The following is an 18,227-nucleotide window of genomic DNA, read 5'->3' on the forward strand; positions in this document are numbered from 1 at the left end:
ATATTGTTTAACAGTTTATGCCTGGCGGCCATAGCGAAGTGGAACCACCTGATCCATTCCGAACTCAGCAGTGAAACGCTTCAGCGCCGATGGTAGTGTGGGAGTTCCCATGTGAGAGTAGGACACCGCCAGGCTTTTAATAACGATGAGACCCCGAGCTAATGCTCGGGGTTTTTTCGTTTCTGAAGCCTGGTTCGTACGCTGCGCTGTTGGTCACGCCCACCGCACTTCCCTAATATCTAATATCCAACAGCTAATATCGCTTTTGCTCTTAGATAATATCGCTTTTGCTCTTAGTTAATATCCCTTTTGCTTTACTTTTCGATAGTGTAAAAGATATCGCCACCTTGAGCCTCGCCACTAGCAGTGCTCTCAATAATAAAATGCTCAGACAGTAAGTAACGAATGAGGAAAGTGTTGGTGTTTTCAAATAACCCAACACCATATTTCACGTAAAGCTTAGGCGAAAGGTACTTACCGATATAAAACGATGTGTCGTTGGGGTTCATGGTTGAATCAATGCCGAACTCATCGAAGCCGAAAGTCTCCTGTAAAGACTCACCCAATATATCTGTTCCTTTGGAACCGAGAAGTATCAAGGCTTGCAGTTGCAAATTTTCATTGCCGCCGGTGGTATTTCCAGACCCTCTACCTAAGATTAGATAAGAAAGTATTTCGCTATCAGGCATCGCCGGCGTTGAATACAGACGAAAATCAGGTTCTTGCATAGTGCCACTCACTTGAGCGCCGACGGTGATATTTTCTGTCGTCATCATGTTTTCTTTGGCACGGGACACCCGTAAATCAAGTCCAGGATTACTTATAGGCCCGCCACTATAAATAAGCGAGCCTCGATCGATTTCTAAACGCTGGCCATAGAGCTCATAAAAACCTTTTTTAACCTGAATACTACCTGTCGCTGTTAAAGCGCGGTTAGGCGCCTCATCAACACGAATATTGCCGCTTAGTTGACCGTCAAAACCAAATGCTGTGACTTTCACATTTTCGCCTAATGTCACCCGAACGTTGGCAAACAGCGGATAAATACTTGTGGGATCGGATTCTACGCGCTCACCGTTTTCGTATATTCGAACGTCACTTGATGGTGTAGTGGTCGTACCCTCAATTTCCGGTTGGTCAATGATAGCTGTTGGAATCTCAATTTTTCCCGTTATATCAATGCGCTTATTAGCAAGCTTGATATCAATATCAGGGCTTACATCAACGGTGATAGTCGGTAATTGAACGGCCCTAAATTTATCACCTTGAATTTTTATATCTAAGGCCGGCATTAATGGCTGTATATCGCCTTTTATGCTAATCCAACCATCGCCCGATTCTGCTTGTCCGTTCAAAGTAATAGTATCGTTCGAACTTGAGTTATCGAAAGCTGCAATGCGCACGTTTGAAAGGACAAGTCCCGTTTGCGCAAAACCCACTTCCTGTGCGGCCAGTTCGACTGAACCTTCTATTTCTGGTGTTAATTTTGTGCCGCTAATATTGATAGCGCCAACGGCTTGAGCATTCTCGTAGCGTAAATCGGGTAGCACCCATTGCAGAATAGTGAGATCTTGTATATCGAGTAATATTTCACCGTCAAGTTTGGCTTGTTTAAACGGCTCTTCAATGGCGATTTCGCCGAGTAAGGTTCCTTTTTGATGTTCAAGTTCTGCTATTAAAGCCGCATCAACATTGCGTTGATTCCCATTCCAATCAATTTCCCAATACTCAAAACGAGTACTCACTTCTTCATCTAGGGCAAACAGAATAGTTCGCTCACTGTAAAGCCGACCTTGTGTACTGACTAACGTAAAATTAGATGCATCATAACTAAGCTGGGCCTCTAAGTTTGCCAAACCCCAAATACGCTCAGCAACCGTTGCGTTACGAAAACGATTTATTAGAGATAATGGTAAAGCGGTTCCTGTGATGGTCGTATTCTGAATACTATTTTCGGAGGTTGTGTCAGCGCATAACTCGGCAGTGTTTCTACGACTGTTTGCCGCGATACAAATACCCGTTGCCGAAAATGCCATAGGCGTAGCGACCGGAACTGTGACTTTTCCAATCCCTTTGTTTTGCCAGTCGCCAAAGTCAGGGTGTTTGATATTAAGCTCGGATAACGTAATGCTAATATTCTTGTCAAGTGCGCCAGTAAGTTCGAATTTTCCCTCCGCGCTACCAACCACGTAGCTACCTAGATTAAGCGCATCAAGCTGCGGCACAGCTAGGGATACAATAAGCGGGTCGTCGTTGTGCATCGAGCCGTCAAGTTCAACAAAAGTATCATTCCAACTTAACTGGAAGTCAGTCGCTGTGATACGTTGCTTGTTATAAACAACTTGTCCCCGCGCAGAAACGGGTTCGGAGGAATAGGCGGCTAATTCAGGTATTGATGCCAAAAGCTCAGTAATTGTGGCTTCCATAGCAAAGCCATCAGCCCACCCTATGCGAGCACTTAGCTTGGCATTGACCGATTCAGACATGACCGTTAGGTCATCAATAATAACCTGTTCTAAGCTGCCTGACCCAATGCTTGAGATAGCGAGACCTTTATAATCATCAAAATCCCCGACTAAATCTATTTGATGGGTAAACTGAGATAAATCGCCATTGGCTTGAAACGACAGGCTATTGAGGGACACCACTTTACTTGGCATGAGATTAGGTAGCTGAATATTTTCGGCAACTAATGCCACATTCAATTGTGCTTTGTTAGGAGCTGTTAAAGCATCTAAGTAATTAGTAACGGTACTGCTTGCGATTAACTTTCCTTGCTGAGCGTCGTTTAAATTAGCTGACAATCGCTCAACCACGATCTGGTTTTGATCAAGGGTTAATTTTGCCATTACCGTTGCTTGTGATAGCAAGCTGTTCCAAGGGCTATTTGGTGGAAAAATGAGGTCGAGCAACGGCGCAATTTTAAAGTTCGTTAAATCAGCTTGTGCAAGCCACTTGGGTTGACTTAGTAAGTCTTGAATACGAACGGAAACTCGCTGCTCCTGGGGGGCGTTGTTTAAATTAAACTTCGAAATTAACTCAAGCGCTTGGCTATTGCCGCTAATGTTGGCTGTACCAATTATTTCGCCAATATCGGCTTGTGATATTGCATTAGATACACGCCAGTTTGCACTTAATTGTAGCGGGAAAAGCCCAGCAGTTATTATATTTCCTTTAGCTGAAATCTCACTTTCTTTATAACTTAACAGTAGACGTTTAATGTTTAATTTCTGCTCAAACCAGGTTAGTTGGAGATCTAAATCGGGCAGTGACTGCTCTTTTACTTGGCTATCACTTTGGCCAAAAACAAGGGTAACTTCCCGCGTTCTTAATTGCTGAACCTGCAATTCAATAGGGAGTGAGAGCTCCGGTAATATCACTGGTGAATCGTCACTTTCAGTGTTGGAAGAAGCAGGCAGCCAAATAGTAACCTGTTCACCAACGACTTTTTTCAATATTAATTTGTTATCGAAAAGCGCAGTAGGTTGCCACGCTAAAGCAATATAACCGGCTTCAAGACGCAAAGAGCTATTATTAATTTTTGCGTCATTGATACGTAATTCGGAGATTAAATTCCCACTAATATCGCTGTAGCTTAATTCATAGTCGGTAAATTTAACGGCTTGAGTAATCAACCAAACAGAGCCGGTATTAGTCGCCACCAGACCATATAGAATGCTTGGAATAAGCACAAACAGTAACACAATTGTCCAAGCTAGATATTTAACAAACTTCATAAGTCCGGACCTATTGTTAAATGCAGTCGCCACGGATTACTTGGCTCATCAAGTGCCATTGCTAAATCCAAACGAACAGGACCTATGGGCGATATCCAACGAACACCGAAACCAGCGCTTTGTTTCAAGCGCTCGTTCCAGTCCATCATGCTGTTACCAATATCGGTAAAGAGCGCAACACGCCAATTTGATTTTATTGCATAGTCGAGTTCAACTGAGTTGGCCGTCATATACCTTCCACCTACAACGACACCTTCGTCATTCGTTGGGCCTAGTTGTTGATACGCATACCCGCGCACACTATGATCACCGCCCGCGAAGAAGCGTAGAGTGGGACCTAATGACTCAAAATTATCGGCCCGTAATGCACCAACTTCGGAACGAAGTAAAATACGCCAATCGTCATTCAGTCGATGAACCCATTTCGCACTTACTTTCAACGATGCGAAAGTTGTCTCAGACAAGGCGCCATCATGGCCGCCTTGCAACATAATTGAAAGGCGATAGCCGTCATCGGTAATATTTCGATTTGCCGGTAGACTAGAGCTTTCAATTAAACTCCATTGCACCGAGGGAATTAAAAAACTTGAGCTTTCAGTAGGGTCACTGCCGAATGAGAAGTCTTCACGTTGATAGGCTAATTGATATGTGCGATGCCAACGGTCGTAATGACGTAAATCACTTACTGAGGTTTTGTAGAGCGTTGAACGTTGTTCCTCATAGGAGCGATCGGTAATCTCTCCGTTAAAACTATAAACATCTCGTGCAGGGTCATTGCCGGGGATTTGATAGCTCACAAAGCCAGTGTTTTGTACTTCGGACAATCGAACAACACTACTTAGTTTATGTCCTCGGTCATTGACCCAACGTCGATCAAAGCCCATGGTAACCCGAGCGCCGGTGTCGGTGCCGTAGCCAAGACCCAACTGGTAGCGGTCACGCTTATTCGGCTCCAATCGAACATCTATAGGAACTTGATTATTGCTAGTTTGATCCCACAGTGGGGAAATTTCGACATGGCTGAAATAGTCGCTACTGGCAAGATCAACCTGTAAATCAAGCAGTTTTCGGGTACTAAATGGTTCGCCACTTTGATGATCAAGAAAACGATTAAGCAATTTACTCGAAATAAATGCGCAGCAAAAAACGGTATCGCCAAATAGATAACGCTCGGCAGAGTCAAACGTCAGTGTCACATTGGCAAGTTGTTGGTCACGCAGCACGTCAATATGCTGCGCAGTAAATTTCGCATCATAATAGCCCCGCTCGGCTGCGAGGTTTCTTAGTGCACTTTTTAACGTTTCGTAGTCTTGATGATGCAGTGGCCGACCTTTTTGTAGCTTGTGATTGCGTAGTAGTTTATCGAAATCGGCGTCGTATTGAGCACCCCCAAGTAATGTGATGTCCACTTGATTATAAGTTGTAACGGGGCCTGGGTTGACTTGGTATTTAACCGTCCACGTATCTTCCGACTCTATAATTTCGTGGGTAACTTCACTGTTATAAAAACCGTAGGGCTGTAGTGCTGTTTTTATTTCTTGTTCACCTTGTTGCGCTAAGTAGCGAACTCGGATTACTGATGGAACAGTTTCATCTACAAGTGCTGCGAGCGTTAGATAGCTGTAGGCATTTGTGGAGTAGGGGGTGGCAAGACCTTCAATCACTACTGCGAGTTTGGCATCGCTAGTCTGCCATGAGGACTGAGCATAAGCAGGCGGCATGCTGAGTAGCGAAAAAACGCCAAACGCTAGCAAAAATAGACAAAAACTGCGGCCAACTATACTCATGAATTTCCTTTCAAATAAGTACATTGAAAACAACAGTATAACACTGTGATTTTAATAGAGTGGTGAAAAATGCCGCAGTCGGTATGTCGAAGTGCATAAATCACTTGCCACCTTTGTTGTGGCCAGTATAATTCAGACCTTGATTGCAGGGGTGTAGTTCCAATTGGTAGAACAGCGGTCTCCAAAACCGACGGTTGGGGGTTCGAATCCCTCCACCCCTGCCACTATTCAAAATACTTCCTTATTCGCAGCCGTTCAGATAGGCTAAGCGCATGAACAAAAGCGACACATCCTTATTTAACACTAGTCAACAGCGGGCATTGGCAGCGCTGGGTTTGCCGTTATGGCAAAAACGCACGAACGACGCTAGCCAAACCGCAGCTGAAAGTTGTTACCGCTTAGGGCCGTGGCTTATCATTGTGCCGCAACCACTAGCTGTAAGTAAGCCTCAATGGCTGTCCGATTTGGCTTTGGCATTGGACACTCCGCTAGCTTCGCTTGCCGAAATATCCCCACGACAAAAAGCCGACTGGCCATCGCAACAGCAATTACATGTCCAGATAGACAGTACAGGAATGCTTGAAGCACAGTGTAAACGTGATTTGTGGCAAGGGATCATGGCGCAGGGAGAATAGTTGAGGCAGCCATGAGTAAAGCTAAAGTTGAGATTTTAACGGACTGGAATGAACAGATCGTCCTCATTGAAAACGCCGCTGCTATTATGCCTTGGTCTCGTAGTAATTTGCGCTCTTGCTTTAGTTCAGGATATCAAAATTTTGCGGCTAAGACGGCCGACGGCAACATAGTGGGATTTATTATTGTGCAGCAGCAATTGCGCGACGAATGGACGATAATGGATGTTGCAGTGGACCCAAACTTTCAGCGGCAGGGAATCGGTTATCAATTGGTGACACAGGTGACGATGGCTGCTGACCTAGTGCAAGCTGAGATTATATTAGAGGTACGTGAGTCTAACCAGGCTGCGCAACATTTGTATAAACAATCCGGATTTAACCAAATTGGCGAGCGCAAAGAATATTATCCGAACCCCGACGGTAGCCGAGAAACAGCCGTTGTCATGAGCAGAAAACCGCAGTCAACTTTGTCGCGGTAATAACGGTCGCGGTAGTAACGGTCGCGGTAGACTTAGTCGCAATAGGTTGGACAAAACTTGGCACGTAACAATTGCATAAAGCGCATGGTATCTGGGTCTTGAATTGAATAGTAAATGGTTTGCGCTTCCTTACGAAACTTCACCAAACCTTGTTCGCGCAGAACGGCTAGATGTTGTGAGAATGCTGATGCGCTGAGTGGGAAAAATTGGTTGAGTTGACCAACGCTTTTTTCGCCACCGGCTAAATGACACAAAATTTGTAGGCGGTGTTCATTAGCAATGGAACGTAGAAACACGGCCGCATTTTTTGCTTCTTCAGCATTTAGTTCAGCTTCCATCAGCATACTCATAATTTTCTCTCTTTATTATTTCTGTTGCGCCAGTTCTCGCTCAGTTTTCAGTTTAAATACTTTTTTCATAAACGAGCTAGCTGGGCAGAAACCAGTAAAAGACTGTTGGAATAAATTAGCACCAACAAATACTGTTAACCATACCCAGTTTGGATGAACCCATACAGTTAAGGCGACAGATAATAACACCATAAAGCCTGCGAAGGCAGTCAAAGCTTTTTCGACACTCATAATGAACCCCTTACTTTAGAAGATGCTAAATTATGATAGCTCTAGATTGGCTCTTCGCAAAGTGATCTTTATCATTATTTTAGAATATACCGAAATAACTCTCCCTTTTGGTGTACTTGGATTTAAGCGCCGATCGGGGTAAGCTTTACTGCCATACACAACAAACTTTTAATATGAGCGAATTCAATTCAAATTTGCAGAACGCTAAACAGCTTGCAATCAAAGCAGCAGCCCAGGCGTACGCTCCTTATAGTCGATTTAAAGTCGGTGCTGTTCTTACCTTAAAAAACGGCGACACCATTAGTGGCTGCAACGTTGAAAATGTATCTTATGGCTTATCAAATTGCGCGGAACGAACGGCGTTATTTAGCGCCATAGCGCAAGGTGTCGACGTAAAAGACATTGCACAAGTGACTATCTACACGCCAAGCGACGAAGTGTATTCGCCGTGTGGGGCTTGTCGGCAAGTTATGGCAGAGTTCTTAAGCGCCGAAACGCCAGTGGTATCTACCAGTAACGGCGGCGAGCAGCACTGGACGGTAAGCTCGCTTCTGCCCCACGCATTTCATTTTGATATCGAAAATTATCGAGCCGATTAATATGACAGAACTTGATGCAGCGAAATATGCTATTCGCTTTATGGACTTAACATCACTTAATAATGATGACACTCCTGGCAAAATCACCCAGCTTTGTGAACTAGCTAAAACACCTTACGGAAGCACCGCTGCCGTATGTGTCTTCCCCGAAATGGTGGTTTGGGCCAAACTCGAGCTAGCAAGGCTACAGTTAACGCATGTAAAAGTAGCGACGGTGACCAACTTTCCTAACGGCAGCGACGATGTTACGCGAGCTGCGGAAGAGACTGCCCGAGCAGTTGCGGCTGGAGCCGATGAAGTGGATGTGGTGTTCCCATGGCGAGCTTTGAAGGCCGGCAACACGGCGGTCGGGCATGAGTTAGTGTCTGCGTGCAAAACGGCCTGCGGTGATCGGGCAATATTGAAAGTTATTATTGAAAGCGGTGAGCTAGCAACCCCAGAGTTGATCACAACCGCCAGTAATATCGCTATAAGGGCTGGCGCGGATTTCATAAAAACGTCGACCGGAAAAGTACCCGTCAATGCGACCTTAGAAGCGGCTGATTTGATGCTTCATTGTATTAAACAAAGCGGCAGTGCTTGTGGATTTAAAGCCGCAGGTGGCGTGCGCACGGCTAGCGAGGCCCAAGCTTATTTGGAGCTTGCTGAATCAATTATGGGGAGCGGCTGGCTAACCGCGGACAACTTCCGATTTGGCGCGAGTAGTTTACTCAAGAATTTAACGGAAACGCTTGCGGGTAAGCAAGCGCTAGCACAGGATGGCTATTAATGTATTTACCACAAGAAATTATTCGAATTAAACGTGACGGCGGTGAATTAAGCGCCGACCAAATTAATTATTTTGTGAAAGGGTTAACCGCCGGCAGTATTTCTGAAAGCCAAATATCTGCGTTAGCGATGGCTGTGTTTTTTCAAGGCATGTCAGCTGATGAGCGCGTTGCTCTTACGCTAGCTATGCGTGACTCAGGAACTGTGTTGTCATGGCAGCACATGAATTTGGATGGTCCGGTACTTGATAAACATTCAACAGGTGGCGTCGGTGATGTGGTTAGCCTCATGCTTGGCCCGATTATTGCCGCCTGTGGTGGCTATGTTCCGATGATTTCTGGGCGTGGGCTTGGGCATACCGGTGGTACGCTAGATAAAATGGATTCGATACCAGGTTATCAAACTATGCCGAGTTTGGATGACTTTCGGCGCGTCGTAAAAAGTAGTGGCGTGGCTATTATTGGGCAAACAGGCGATTTGGCACCGGCCGATAAACGTTTTTATGCAACCCGCGATATTACCGCAACGGTAGAATCTGTGCCGCTCATTACAGCTTCTATACTATCGAAGAAGCTAGCCGCGGGTCTTGATGGCTTAGTGCTCGACGTAAAAGTGGGCAATGGCGCGATGATGCAAAGTACTGAACGCGCTGATGAATTAGCTAAGAGCTTAGTTACCGTCGCAAATGGGGCTGGGTTAAACACCAGCGCTATACTGACAGACATGAATGAGACGCTTGCCGTTTCAGCAGGAAATGCAGTTGAAGTGCGTGAAGCGATTCGTTACTTAACCGGTGACTTTAGAGCGCCGCGCTTGCATGAAGTAACCGTTGCTTTAGCCGCAGAAATGTTAGTGTTAGGCCAACTTGCAGAGACGACCCAAGCTGCTGTGGCTCAGATTGAGCAGGCCCTTGCAAGCGGCGCTGCGGCAGAGCGTTTTGCGCAGATGGTTCGTGAACTAGGCGGGCCAAGCGATATGTTGACCAATTACGCCACGCATTTGCCACTAGCAACAGTTGCGAAACCAGTGTTTGCAGATCAACCAGGCATTGTGAGTAGCATCGATACTCGGGCCGTGGGTATGGCCGTTGTTACATTAGGCGGTGGGCGTCAGCGCAGCTCTGACAAGCTAGATTACAGTGTCGGGTTAGATGCTATTGCTGGTCTCGGCGCTAAAGTTGATGCACAGACACCGCTAGCAATGATTTACGCCAACAGCGAAGAAAGCTGGCAGCATGCAGCTCAGCGTCTGAAACAAGCCTTTCACATTGGTGAGCGCGTTTCGGAACAGCATCCTGTTATTTACAAGCATATTCGCGAAGCGACTGCGTAAGGAGTTAACAAATGGCCCGTGCAATAGTTGTTGTGCTTGATTCATTTGGGATTGGCGCCGCTGCCGACGCCGATAAATTTGGTGACGAAGGCGCTGACACCTTTGGACATATCGCTGCGGCCGCCGCGAATGGTAATGCAGACAAAAATCGCAGTGGGCCGTTAATGATTCCGAACCTGCTTGAGTTGGGGCTAGGTGAGGCCTATTACGGCGCAACTGGGGAGCAGCCTGCAGGAATAGCCCCCGCTGCAGAAGTGACAGGTCGATTTGGTTGGGCACAAGAAATGTCGTCTGGCAAAGATACCCCTTCAGGTCATTGGGAAATGGCCGGTGTACCGGTATTGTTTGATTGGGGATACTTTTTAGAGCCGCAGCATTCTTTTCCCGATGAGTTACTTAACGAAATTGTCGAAAAAGCCCAACTGCCTGGTTATTTAGGTAATTGTCACGCATCGGGCACCACGATTATTGCGCAGTTAGGCCAAGAACATATGGCCTCGGGTAAGCCGATATTCTATACCTCGGCAGACTCGGTGTTTCAAATTGCCTGTCATGAAGAATCCTTTGGCTTAGCTAAGCTTTATGAACTGTGCGAAATAGCACGCGAGTTACTGGAGCCATACAACATAGGTCGCGTTATTGCACGCCCGTTTATTGGCGACAGTGCAGAGAATTTTAAGCGCACCGGCAACCGCCGTGATTACGCAATTCCACCACCTTCGCCTACGGTACTAGATAAGCTAAAAGCCGCTGGCGGTGAAGTTATTAGCATTGGAAAAATTGCAGATATATTCGCTCACCAAGGTATCACGCAAAAATATAAGGCGACCGGCATACCAGCTTTGGTTGATGAAACTATTAACCAAATGCAACATGCGCCTGAGCAAAGCATAATTTTTACCAACTTGGTCGACTTTGATAGTGAGTATGGGCATCGTCGAGACGTGAGTGGTTATGCCGCAGCACTCGAGTTATTTGATCAATTGTTGCCGAAGCTCAAAGCTGCTATGCGCAATGATGATATGCTCATTCTTACCGCTGACCACGGTTGCGATCCAACCTGGCCGGGTAGTGATCATACCCGTGAATATGTGCCTGTTTTAGCCTATGGACACGCTATTCAAGCTGGCTCTATGGGCCGGCGTGAAACATTTGCCGATATCGGCCAAACCATAGCAAGCTGGTTGAAATTACCTGCTATGGACTACGGAACATCATTTTTAACTGAGTAAAAATAAATGACCACACCTCATATAGCTGCAGAGCAAGGTGCATTTGCATCGTTATGTTTGTTGCCAGGCGACCCACTGCGGGCAAAGTTTATTGCCGATAACTTTCTTAACGATGCCAAGTGTGTCACCTCTGTTCGCAACATGTTTGGGTATACAGGTACATATAAAGGCAAAGAAATCTCGGTTATGGGCACCGGAATGGGTATACCATCATGTTCGATTTATGCGACCGAGCTTGTGCGTCATTATGGTGTCAAACAGCTCGTGCGTGTTGGTAGTTGTGGCGCCGTACAACCGCAAACCAAGTTGCATGACATTATCTTGGCACAAGGCGCTTGTACCGACTCCAACGTCAATCGCCAGCGCTTTCGCGGATTCGATTTTGCTGCCATTGCTGACTTTGATTTGCTTCGTAAACTTGTCAATGAAGCCGAGCGTCAAGCAATGAGTATTCAAGTGGGTAATGTGTTTTCCGCCGATTTGTTCTATCAACCCGACTCCACGGTTCTCGAGACGTTTAAACGCTACGGCATTCTCGGTGTAGAAATGGAAGCGGCAGGGCTTTATGCGGTTGCCGCCGAGCATGGTGTGTCGGCGCTCACGGTTCTAACGGTGTCTGACCATATTGAGCGTGGTGAAGCGATGGACGCCAAAGAACGCCAGACCGGCTTTAGTCGCATGGTTCAGTTAACCCTTGATGCCTTAGTATAATTGTTAACCAACAACTGTTTATAATTAGTTTTTCTAATTCACACCTACCTTGACCACCGACAGTGATAGAGGTCTAACCTAAAAGGGGTAGACCTCGCTTACTCCTTCATATCAATAGTAATAAAGCCCCGTTCCGCTAATCTATACACATCAGATTACGACACCGAAAAGGGGTATCATCATGACTAACGTTAATAAATTTAAATCAGGCTTGGTAGCAAGTGCAGTCGTAGCCATTGCGATGTTTTCTGGCGCTGCCAATGCAGATGCTGGCGCTGCTGTTTATCAAAAGAACTGCATGGCTTGTCATCAAGCAGCTGGCCAAGGTATGGCTGGCGTTTTCCCTCCACTTGCTGGTAACAGCAACATCACTGATAAGCCGGCTTACATTGCTGAAGTTATCGTTAAAGGTAAGTCAGGTAAGGTTGTGGTTAATGGCGCTGAATACAACGGCATGATGCCTCCTATGGCTTATATGAGCGATGCGGACATTGCTGCAGTGGCTGCATTCGTTAACAAGAATTTCGCTGGCGGTAGCAAAACCATCTCGGCAGAAGAAGTTAAATCAGTTCGTTAATTTTAGAAAATTATCCGTTTAAGTTGCTTGGAGAAATATTATGAAAAATTTTGTTAAATCTGCACTTGCTAGCGCTTTATTAGTCTCTTTTGCCGGTTGCACTGGGGTTGTAGATGCCAACGTACCTTTAAAGCACGACAGCGAATACGTTATCGATGGCAAGATTTATGGCATGCCAAAAGCAAAAATTTACCGTGATGATTACAGTGGCCCAGCAGTTGTTGGCGACTATGTCACTATGGTTCCACACCTAGCTGCACTTGATTACGAAGGTAATAAAGAACACGAAGTACGCATGGACGTATTCTCACAAAACGTTGAAGTAGCGCCAGGTGTTAGCTACAACGCATGGACTTTTGGCGGCAGCGTGCCAGGCCCTGTGCTTCACGTGCGTGAAGGTGACCGCGTTGTGTTCAAAATGAAAAACCGTTCAACTGAAGAAGTGGTTATTACTAAGCCATTTAAAGGCGCTGCACCTTACTACAATCAAGTAGCTGCCAATCAGTTGCAAAAACACAAACCAGTTGTTGCACCTATGCCACACTCTATGGACTTTCATAGCGGCACCGTAGCAGCGAATGACAAATGGGCAACTATTGCACCAGGCGAAACTATCGAGTTTGAATGGATTGCAAACTACGCAGGTACTTACATGTATCACTGCGGTACTTCAAGCGTCTTGATGCACACTGCAATGGGCCAATACGGTGCGGTTGTGGTTTCACCGAAAGAAGGTTACCCAACTGACGACCAAGTCGACCAAGAGTACGTTATTGTTCAATCAGAGCTATACCTTGAGCAAATGGGTGACAGCTATATTTATGACCACTCAGCAGCGTTAGCGCGTGACCCAAGTCACGTTGTATTCAATGGCCATGTTTCTGCGCTAAGTGAAAACCCATTGAAAGCAAACGAAGGTGACCGCGTACGTATTCACTTCTTAAATGCTGGTCCGTCAGGCACTTCAAGCTTCCACGTTATCGGTGCAATTTTCGATATGGTGTGGGCTGAAGGTGACCCACGTAACACTTGGTACGGCATGCAAACAGTACTTCTGGGTGCAAGCAGCAGTGCAACTGTTGAGTTCATCGTACCAGAGGAAGGCGTGTACAAGTTGGTTGACCATGAGTTTGCTGACGCAGAACGTGGTGCAGCTGGCGCATTGTATGCCGGCCCTCGTAAAAAATAATAGAGGCAGGTGAATCATGACTAAGTGGCTGAGTGTTCTTGGGTTTATCGCGGTAGCAGCAAATGCCGAGCCTGTATTGGTATCTGGCGGTGAGTATACTCCTGCTATTTTGTTAGACGAGTCGGTGCAAACCCTTGTTATGGCGGATTTTAAACTCGATGCAACACCGGTCACTTATGCCCAGTATCTAGAATATGTGAAGGCAAATCCAAAATGGCAGCGCGCTAATGCTGCTGCCATTTTCCATGACGGCAATTATTTAATCAGCTGGCCTGGTAATACTGAAATACCTGAAGGGTACGCTAAGCGCGCTGTAACAGAAGTTTCTTGGTTTGCAGCACGCGCATACTGCAGCGCAAAAGGCGGCCGTTTACCAACTCTTGATGAGTGGGAGTACGCATCAAGCCAATACTTGCAGCAGCAACAACTGTCTGATCAAGACTATGCCCAAATGTTATTTGGTCGCCATAGCAATCCGACAGCTTATAGCCAACAACCATTGGACGTTAACAGCAAAGCGCTTGCTCACATGCATAACCGAGTTAACGAATGGGTTGAAGATTTCCAGTTGATGTTAACCTCTGGTGACAACAACGATATTTTATCGAGTTCTTGTGGTGATAGCGCGCGCTTTATGGCGGACTTTGGCGATGCCAGTTACGCTACTTTTTTTCGCTATCAATCGCGCAGTAACTACCGCGCACAAAGCACAACAAGCACTTTGGGCTTCCGTTGTGCCTATGATATGGAGTAATGACTATGAAACCGCTCATGATTGCAATTGCAGCCGCTAGCTTGGTATTTGGTTCAGCGATGGCGCAAGATCACAGCCATCATCATAACCATAAAAACCACACCACTCTTGGAGCTGCACAAGTAAGCCAAGAAGACTCGATTTATCATTTAGAAGGCGAGTGGCAAACTCACAAAGGTGACACTATTCAGCTGGCCGAGCTACAGGGGCAACCTGTACTGGTTTCTATGATTTATGGCAGCTGTACCACCGCGTGCCCCGTTTTAGTGAATGACGCGCGTCGGGTATATCAAGCGTTACCTGAGGCTTACCGTAAACATGTGAAATTACTGATGGTCAGTTTTGATCAAGATCGTGATACTCCGGCTGCATTGGCTGAATATGCCAACAAATACGGCTTAGGTGAAAATGTCTGGTTATTCTTGCATGGGCAAGATGACAACATTCGCGCTTTAGCTACACTGCTTGGTGTGCGTTATCGTAAACGCGCTGACGGTGACTTTGATCACAGTAATCTAGTGACTGTCCTTGATACAAAGGGCCGCATCGTGCAACGCACTGAAGGTTTGAACCGTCCAGTTGATGAAGCTGTGGCGGCATTAATGAAGGTTATTGATGATAATCACTTAATGCACCACTAACACAACAGCTGTTTCTACATAGTAAACATATAAAAGTGGCGCGAATTCGGTTAGAATTCGCGCCACTTTTCGTTCATTCTGTGATTATTTAAGAGAAAGAGTTTACACATGTCAGATTTGGCCAAATCCATTGCAAAAGAAGTCGCAAAACGTCGCACTTTTGCAATCATCTCGCACCCCGATGCCGGTAAAACGACAATTACCGAAAAAGTACTTTTGCACGGTCAAAAATTACAAAAAGCCGGTACTGTAAAAGGCAAAAAGTCGGGTCAGCATGCAAAATCTGACTGGATGGAAATGGAAAAAGAGCGTGGTATATCAGTAACCACCTCGGTCATGCAATTTCCCTATCATGATGCGTTGGTGAACTTACTCGATACCCCAGGTCACGAAGACTTCTCAGAAGATACTTACCGTACGCTTACGGCTGTTGATTCATGCTTGATGGTGATTGACGGCGCTAAGGGTGTCGAAGATAGAACCATTAAACTGATGGAAGTAACGCGCCTTCGTGACACGCCTATTATTACCTTTATGAACAAGCTCGACCGTGACATTCGTGATCCACTGGAATTGTTAGACGAAGTTGAGAATGTTCTGAATATTATGTGTGCGCCGATAACTTGGCCAATCGGTTCTGGTAAGAACTTTAAAGGCGTTTATCACTTACTGAACGACGAAGTTATTTTCTATAAAACGGGTCAAGGCCACCGTATTCAAGAAGTCGACGTTATTAAAGGGTTAGATAGCCCTGAACTTGATGCACGCATTGGTGACTACGCCGACGAGTTGCGCATGCAAATTGAGTTGGTAAAAGGGGCTTCAAATAGTTTTGATAAAGAGCTGTTTTTAGCTGGCGAATTAACCCCTGTATACTTTGGTACCGCATTGGGTAACTTCGGTGTCGACCACATGCTTGACGGGTTGGTGGACTGGGCACCAACGCCTTTAGCGCGCGAAACAGATGACGGTAAAGAAATTCCGGCAACGCACCCAAGCTTTTCAGGGTTTGTATTCAAAATTCAGGCGAACATGGACCCGAAACACCGCGACCGCGTGGCTTTCATGCGTATTGTGTCAGGGAAATACGAAAAGGGCATGAAAATGCACCAAGTACGCATTGGCAAAGATGTTCGTATTGCTGATGCGCTGACGTTCTTAGCCGGTGATCGTGAACATGTTGAAGAAGCTTATCCAGGCGATATTATCGGCTTGCACAACCACGGAACGATTCAAATCGGTGACACTTTCACAGGTGGAGAACCATTTAAATTCAGCGGCATTCCAAACTTTGCACCGGAACTATTCCGCCGTATTCGTCTGAAAGACCCACTGAAACAAAAGCAGTTGTTAAAAGGCTTGGTACAATTGTCCGAAGAAGGTGCTGTGCAAGTGTTTCGCCCGCTTAGCAACAACGACTTAATTGTTGGTGCAGTTGGTGTGCTGCAGTTTGATGTTGTAGTGCATCGTCTGAAGTCTGAATATAACGTAGATGCCGTGTACGAAAACATCAACGTTGCCACGGCGCGCTGGGTTAGCTGCAATGACGCGAAGAAACTGGATGATTTTCGTCGCAAAGCTGAATCAAACTTGGCTTTAGACGGTGGTGATAATCTGACCTATATTGCGCCGACTATGGTTAACTTGAGTTTAGCGACTGAGCGTTACCCTGATATTGTGTTTAGTCACACACGAGAGCACTAATAGCTTACTAGGTAATGTTAAGTAACGGAGCTTTGGAAAGAGGCGCTATGAAATTATTTGATAGTCATTGTCATATTGATTTCGCCACCTTTGATGCAGACCGAAAAGCTGTTATTGAGAATGCCTATAAACGCAACGTTAGAGCGCTATTTGTTCCTGGTGTGACGCGTTCGCAATCGCAACAAACTGCATGGTTAGGCGATTGTGACCGCGTCGAGGTTATTCATGGGTTTGGGCTTCATCCCTATTTTATTGCTCAGCATAGCGATGATGATCTGCAGTGGCTCGAATCACAATTACAGCAAGATGTTCACGCTTTGGTTGGTGAAATTGGACTAGACGCCACCTGTGCCGACTATGATCGTCAATATAAATTCTTTTGTCAGCAAGTTGAACTCGCCGCCGATTATCATCGCCCCGTTGTTCTCCACCACCGCCGTACTCAACCTGAACTATTGCGGGTGATTAAATCAATGCGGACTAAGCTACCCGATATGCCCGGTGTTATTCATGCGTTTAGCGGTAGTGTAGAACAGGCCAACGAGTGGATTGCGTTGGGTTTCATGTTAGGGGTTGGCGGCACTATTACTTATGATCGGGCAAAAAAAACGCGAGCAGCCATTGCGCAGGCAAGTGTTCAGCATTTAGTGTTAGAAACCGATGCGCCAGACATGCCAGTTGTCGGCTTTCAAGGTCAACGTAATGAGCCCGGGCAGCTAGACAAAATACTTAATCAGCTCGCTCAAATACGTACAGAATCAATAACTGAGCTAGCTTTGCAGACGTGGCAGAATAGTTGTCGGTTATTTTACCGGAGTTAAGCGCTTGTAACGCCAACGATTGAAAGTGATGGTTAAAAATATACCAGCTATGGCGGCGAAACCAAGCAAAAATTGGCCATAAAATGTCAAGTAAGCATGTGTTTTAATGGGTTGAGCAAGAACCAGTGATTCGTCTACTGTAATGTTTAAATAGCCGAGTACCTGTCCCTCTACTTTAATCTCTTCAACCAGCACTAAAGCTTGTTCAAGTGAGTCGGTATCTAATTTCGCCGAGGACTCGGCTACCATTTGGCCATAGCGATTAAATATTTGTGCGTAGGCAAAAAAGTCTTGTTGCTGCAGTCGATCGACAAGGCTTTGCAGGTTGACGGTATCGTTACCATCTAACCAGTGACTAGCTTCGGCGGCGGCTTGCTCGGTCGTTAAATTGAGCAGCTTATGACTGTATGACTGAAATTCTTGTAAACTAGTGGTGTGCATCGCGCCCCAAAACTGCTCAATTAAAATAATGAGTAGCACAGCCAATAGCAGCCGGCGCCCGCGCCGATAGACAAGCTTGAACAGAGTGTTAACATGGGATGCAGATGTTTTCATGGGCTCAATATACGTTGTTAAGCCTATATTTCGCAACCATCTTTAATAACAATATGTAACATCAAATTTAAAAGCCAGTGTGTATGCGCTGAATGCTAATCATCAACTTATTGGTAGGAACAAAA

The 18,227-nt window shown here is 45.8% G+C and carries 18 protein-coding genes, 1 tRNA gene and 1 rRNA gene; 15 read left to right on the forward strand and 5 right to left on the reverse strand.

What is annotated here, in order from left to right; translation table 11 throughout:
* The first annotated feature begins 20 nt into the window (after positions 1-20).
* A 5S ribosomal RNA gene (rrf, locus tag ASC40_RS10530) occupies positions 21-134 on the forward strand.
* A 180-nt stretch (positions 135-314) separates the two neighbouring features.
* On the opposite strand, the gene ASC40_RS10535 is transcribed toward rrf, so the two are convergent.
* Together ASC40_RS10535 and ASC40_RS10540 are read right to left on the reverse strand one after the other, a co-directional pair.
* Positions 315-3,737, reverse strand: coding sequence for a translocation/assembly module TamB domain-containing protein (locus ASC40_RS10535; protein ID WP_055439776.1), 3,423 nt, complete (start codon positions 3,735-3,737; stop codon positions 315-317).
* A complete protein-coding gene (locus tag ASC40_RS10540) occupies positions 3,734-5,524 on the reverse strand; it encodes an autotransporter assembly complex protein TamA (protein WP_055439777.1) in 1,791 nt (596 codons plus the stop codon). Before ASC40_RS10540 ends, ASC40_RS10535 begins: the two co-directional genes overlap by 4 nt.
* Before the next feature lie 147 nt (positions 5,525-5,671).
* Here ASC40_RS10540 and ASC40_RS10545 point away from each other — a divergent pair.
* From ASC40_RS10545 to rimI, 3 genes are all read left to right on the forward strand, one after another.
* Positions 5,672-5,748 (forward strand) — tRNA-Trp (locus tag ASC40_RS10545).
* 48 nt (positions 5,749-5,796) lie between these two features.
* A complete protein-coding gene (locus ASC40_RS10550) occupies positions 5,797-6,159 on the forward strand; it encodes a hypothetical protein (RefSeq protein ID WP_055439778.1) in 363 nt (120 codons plus the stop codon).
* An 11-nt stretch (positions 6,160-6,170) separates the two neighbouring features.
* Positions 6,171-6,638 carry a ribosomal protein S18-alanine N-acetyltransferase gene (gene rimI / locus ASC40_RS10555; RefSeq protein WP_055439779.1) on the forward strand — a complete coding sequence of 156 codons (468 nt, stop codon included), beginning with the start codon at positions 6,171-6,173 and terminating at the stop codon, positions 6,636-6,638.
* A 32-nt stretch (positions 6,639-6,670) separates the two neighbouring features.
* On the opposite strand, the gene ASC40_RS10560 is transcribed toward rimI, so the two are convergent.
* Both ASC40_RS10560 and ASC40_RS10565 read right to left on the reverse strand, forming a co-directional pair.
* Positions 6,671-6,988 carry an ArsR/SmtB family transcription factor gene (locus ASC40_RS10560; protein WP_055439780.1) on the reverse strand — a complete coding sequence of 106 codons (318 nt, stop codon included), beginning with the start codon at positions 6,986-6,988 and terminating at the stop codon, positions 6,671-6,673.
* A 15-nt stretch (positions 6,989-7,003) separates the two neighbouring features.
* Positions 7,004-7,219, reverse strand: a complete 216-nt coding sequence (locus tag ASC40_RS10565; RefSeq protein ID WP_055439781.1) for a YgaP family membrane protein — start codon at positions 7,217-7,219, stop codon at positions 7,004-7,006.
* Between the two features lie 110 nt (positions 7,220-7,329).
* Between ASC40_RS10565 and ASC40_RS10570 the strand changes: the two genes are divergently transcribed.
* The 11 genes from ASC40_RS10570 (at position 7,330) to ASC40_RS10620 (ending at position 17,547) form a co-directional block, all read left to right on the forward strand.
* Complete coding sequence (locus tag ASC40_RS10570) at positions 7,330-7,818, forward strand: cytidine deaminase (RefSeq protein WP_342666861.1); 489 nt, start codon at positions 7,330-7,332, stop codon at positions 7,816-7,818.
* A gap of 1 nt (position 7,819) precedes the next feature.
* Positions 7,820-8,587 (forward strand): deoxyribose-phosphate aldolase, encoded by a 768-nt coding sequence (gene deoC, locus ASC40_RS10575; protein ID WP_055439783.1) that lies wholly within the window; start codon positions 7,820-7,822, stop codon positions 8,585-8,587.
* The gene (gene deoA / locus ASC40_RS10580; RefSeq protein WP_055439784.1) at positions 8,587-9,918 is read left to right on the forward strand and encodes a thymidine phosphorylase; all 1,332 of its coding nucleotides are present in this window, start codon (positions 8,587-8,589) and stop codon (positions 9,916-9,918) included. Before deoC ends, deoA begins: the two co-directional genes overlap by 1 nt.
* 11 nt (positions 9,919-9,929) lie before the next feature.
* Complete coding sequence (locus tag ASC40_RS10585) at positions 9,930-11,150, forward strand: phosphopentomutase (protein WP_055439785.1); 1,221 nt, start codon at positions 9,930-9,932, stop codon at positions 11,148-11,150.
* A gap of 6 nt (positions 11,151-11,156) precedes the next feature.
* Complete coding sequence (gene deoD, locus ASC40_RS10590; protein ID WP_055439786.1) at positions 11,157-11,861, forward strand: purine-nucleoside phosphorylase; 705 nt, start codon at positions 11,157-11,159, stop codon at positions 11,859-11,861.
* A gap of 181 nt (positions 11,862-12,042) precedes the next feature.
* On the forward strand, positions 12,043-12,438 hold the full coding sequence (locus tag ASC40_RS10595; RefSeq protein WP_055439787.1) for a c-type cytochrome: 396 nt from the start codon (positions 12,043-12,045) through the stop codon (positions 12,436-12,438).
* Positions 12,439-12,478: 40 nt separating this feature from the next.
* Positions 12,479-13,627 carry a multicopper oxidase domain-containing protein gene (locus ASC40_RS10600; RefSeq protein ID WP_055439788.1) on the forward strand — a complete coding sequence of 383 codons (1,149 nt, stop codon included), beginning with the start codon at positions 12,479-12,481 and terminating at the stop codon, positions 13,625-13,627.
* Positions 13,628-13,643: 16 nt separating this feature from the next.
* Entirely contained in the window at positions 13,644-14,381 is a 738-nt protein-coding gene (locus ASC40_RS10605; RefSeq protein WP_245622264.1) for a formylglycine-generating enzyme family protein, read from the forward strand.
* A 5-nt stretch (positions 14,382-14,386) separates the two neighbouring features.
* Entirely contained in the window at positions 14,387-15,022 is a 636-nt protein-coding gene (locus tag ASC40_RS10610; protein WP_055439789.1) for an SCO family protein, read from the forward strand.
* 108 nt (positions 15,023-15,130) lie between these two features.
* Complete coding sequence (gene prfC, locus ASC40_RS10615; RefSeq protein ID WP_055439790.1) at positions 15,131-16,726, forward strand: peptide chain release factor 3; 1,596 nt, start codon at positions 15,131-15,133, stop codon at positions 16,724-16,726.
* Between the two features lie 47 nt (positions 16,727-16,773).
* On the forward strand, positions 16,774-17,547 hold the full coding sequence (locus tag ASC40_RS10620) for a TatD family hydrolase (protein WP_055439791.1): 774 nt from the start codon (positions 16,774-16,776) through the stop codon (positions 17,545-17,547).
* Here ASC40_RS10620 and ASC40_RS10625 read toward each other — a convergent pair.
* Complete coding sequence (locus ASC40_RS10625) at positions 17,530-18,102, reverse strand: AhpA/YtjB family protein (protein WP_055439792.1); 573 nt, start codon at positions 18,100-18,102, stop codon at positions 17,530-17,532. The genes ASC40_RS10620 and ASC40_RS10625 overlap by 18 nt on opposite strands.
* Between the last annotated feature and the right edge of the window lie 125 nt (positions 18,103-18,227).

The organism is Pseudidiomarina woesei, from assembly GCF_001418345.1.
Taxonomy (GTDB): Bacteria; Pseudomonadota; Gammaproteobacteria; order Enterobacterales; family Alteromonadaceae; genus Pseudidiomarina; species Pseudidiomarina woesei.

What these genes read in the sequence shown, in the direction of transcription:
- ASC40_RS10535 (WP_055439776.1), bottom strand. Translation starts at nt 3,737, where the DNA reads ATGAAGTTTGTTAAATATCTAGCTTGGACAATTGTGTTACTGTTTGTG.
- ASC40_RS10540 (WP_055439777.1), bottom strand. Translation starts at nt 5,524, where the DNA reads ATGAGTATAGTTGGCCGCAGTTTTTGTCTATTTTTGCTAGCGTTTGGC.
- ASC40_RS10550 (WP_055439778.1), top strand. Translation starts at nt 5,797, where the DNA reads ATGAACAAAAGCGACACATCCTTATTTAACACTAGTCAACAGCGGGCA.
- rimI (WP_055439779.1), top strand. Translation starts at nt 6,171, where the DNA reads ATGAGTAAAGCTAAAGTTGAGATTTTAACGGACTGGAATGAACAGATC.
- ASC40_RS10560 (WP_055439780.1), bottom strand. Translation starts at nt 6,988, where the DNA reads ATGAGTATGCTGATGGAAGCTGAACTAAATGCTGAAGAAGCAAAAAAT.
- ASC40_RS10565 (WP_055439781.1), bottom strand. Translation starts at nt 7,219, where the DNA reads ATGAGTGTCGAAAAAGCTTTGACTGCCTTCGCAGGCTTTATGGTGTTA.
- deoC (WP_055439783.1), top strand. Translation starts at nt 7,820, where the DNA reads ATGACAGAACTTGATGCAGCGAAATATGCTATTCGCTTTATGGACTTA.
- deoA (WP_055439784.1), top strand. Translation starts at nt 8,587, where the DNA reads ATGTATTTACCACAAGAAATTATTCGAATTAAACGTGACGGCGGTGAA.
- ASC40_RS10585 (WP_055439785.1), top strand. Translation starts at nt 9,930, where the DNA reads ATGGCCCGTGCAATAGTTGTTGTGCTTGATTCATTTGGGATTGGCGCC.
- deoD (WP_055439786.1), top strand. Translation starts at nt 11,157, where the DNA reads ATGACCACACCTCATATAGCTGCAGAGCAAGGTGCATTTGCATCGTTA.
- ASC40_RS10595 (WP_055439787.1), top strand. Translation starts at nt 12,043, where the DNA reads ATGACTAACGTTAATAAATTTAAATCAGGCTTGGTAGCAAGTGCAGTC.
- ASC40_RS10600 (WP_055439788.1), top strand. Translation starts at nt 12,479, where the DNA reads ATGAAAAATTTTGTTAAATCTGCACTTGCTAGCGCTTTATTAGTCTCT.
- ASC40_RS10605 (WP_245622264.1), top strand. Translation starts at nt 13,644, where the DNA reads ATGACTAAGTGGCTGAGTGTTCTTGGGTTTATCGCGGTAGCAGCAAAT.
- ASC40_RS10610 (WP_055439789.1), top strand. Translation starts at nt 14,387, where the DNA reads ATGAAACCGCTCATGATTGCAATTGCAGCCGCTAGCTTGGTATTTGGT.
- prfC (WP_055439790.1), top strand. Translation starts at nt 15,131, where the DNA reads ATGTCAGATTTGGCCAAATCCATTGCAAAAGAAGTCGCAAAACGTCGC.
- ASC40_RS10620 (WP_055439791.1), top strand. Translation starts at nt 16,774, where the DNA reads ATGAAATTATTTGATAGTCATTGTCATATTGATTTCGCCACCTTTGAT.
- ASC40_RS10625 (WP_055439792.1), bottom strand. Translation starts at nt 18,102, where the DNA reads ATGAAAACATCTGCATCCCATGTTAACACTCTGTTCAAGCTTGTCTAT.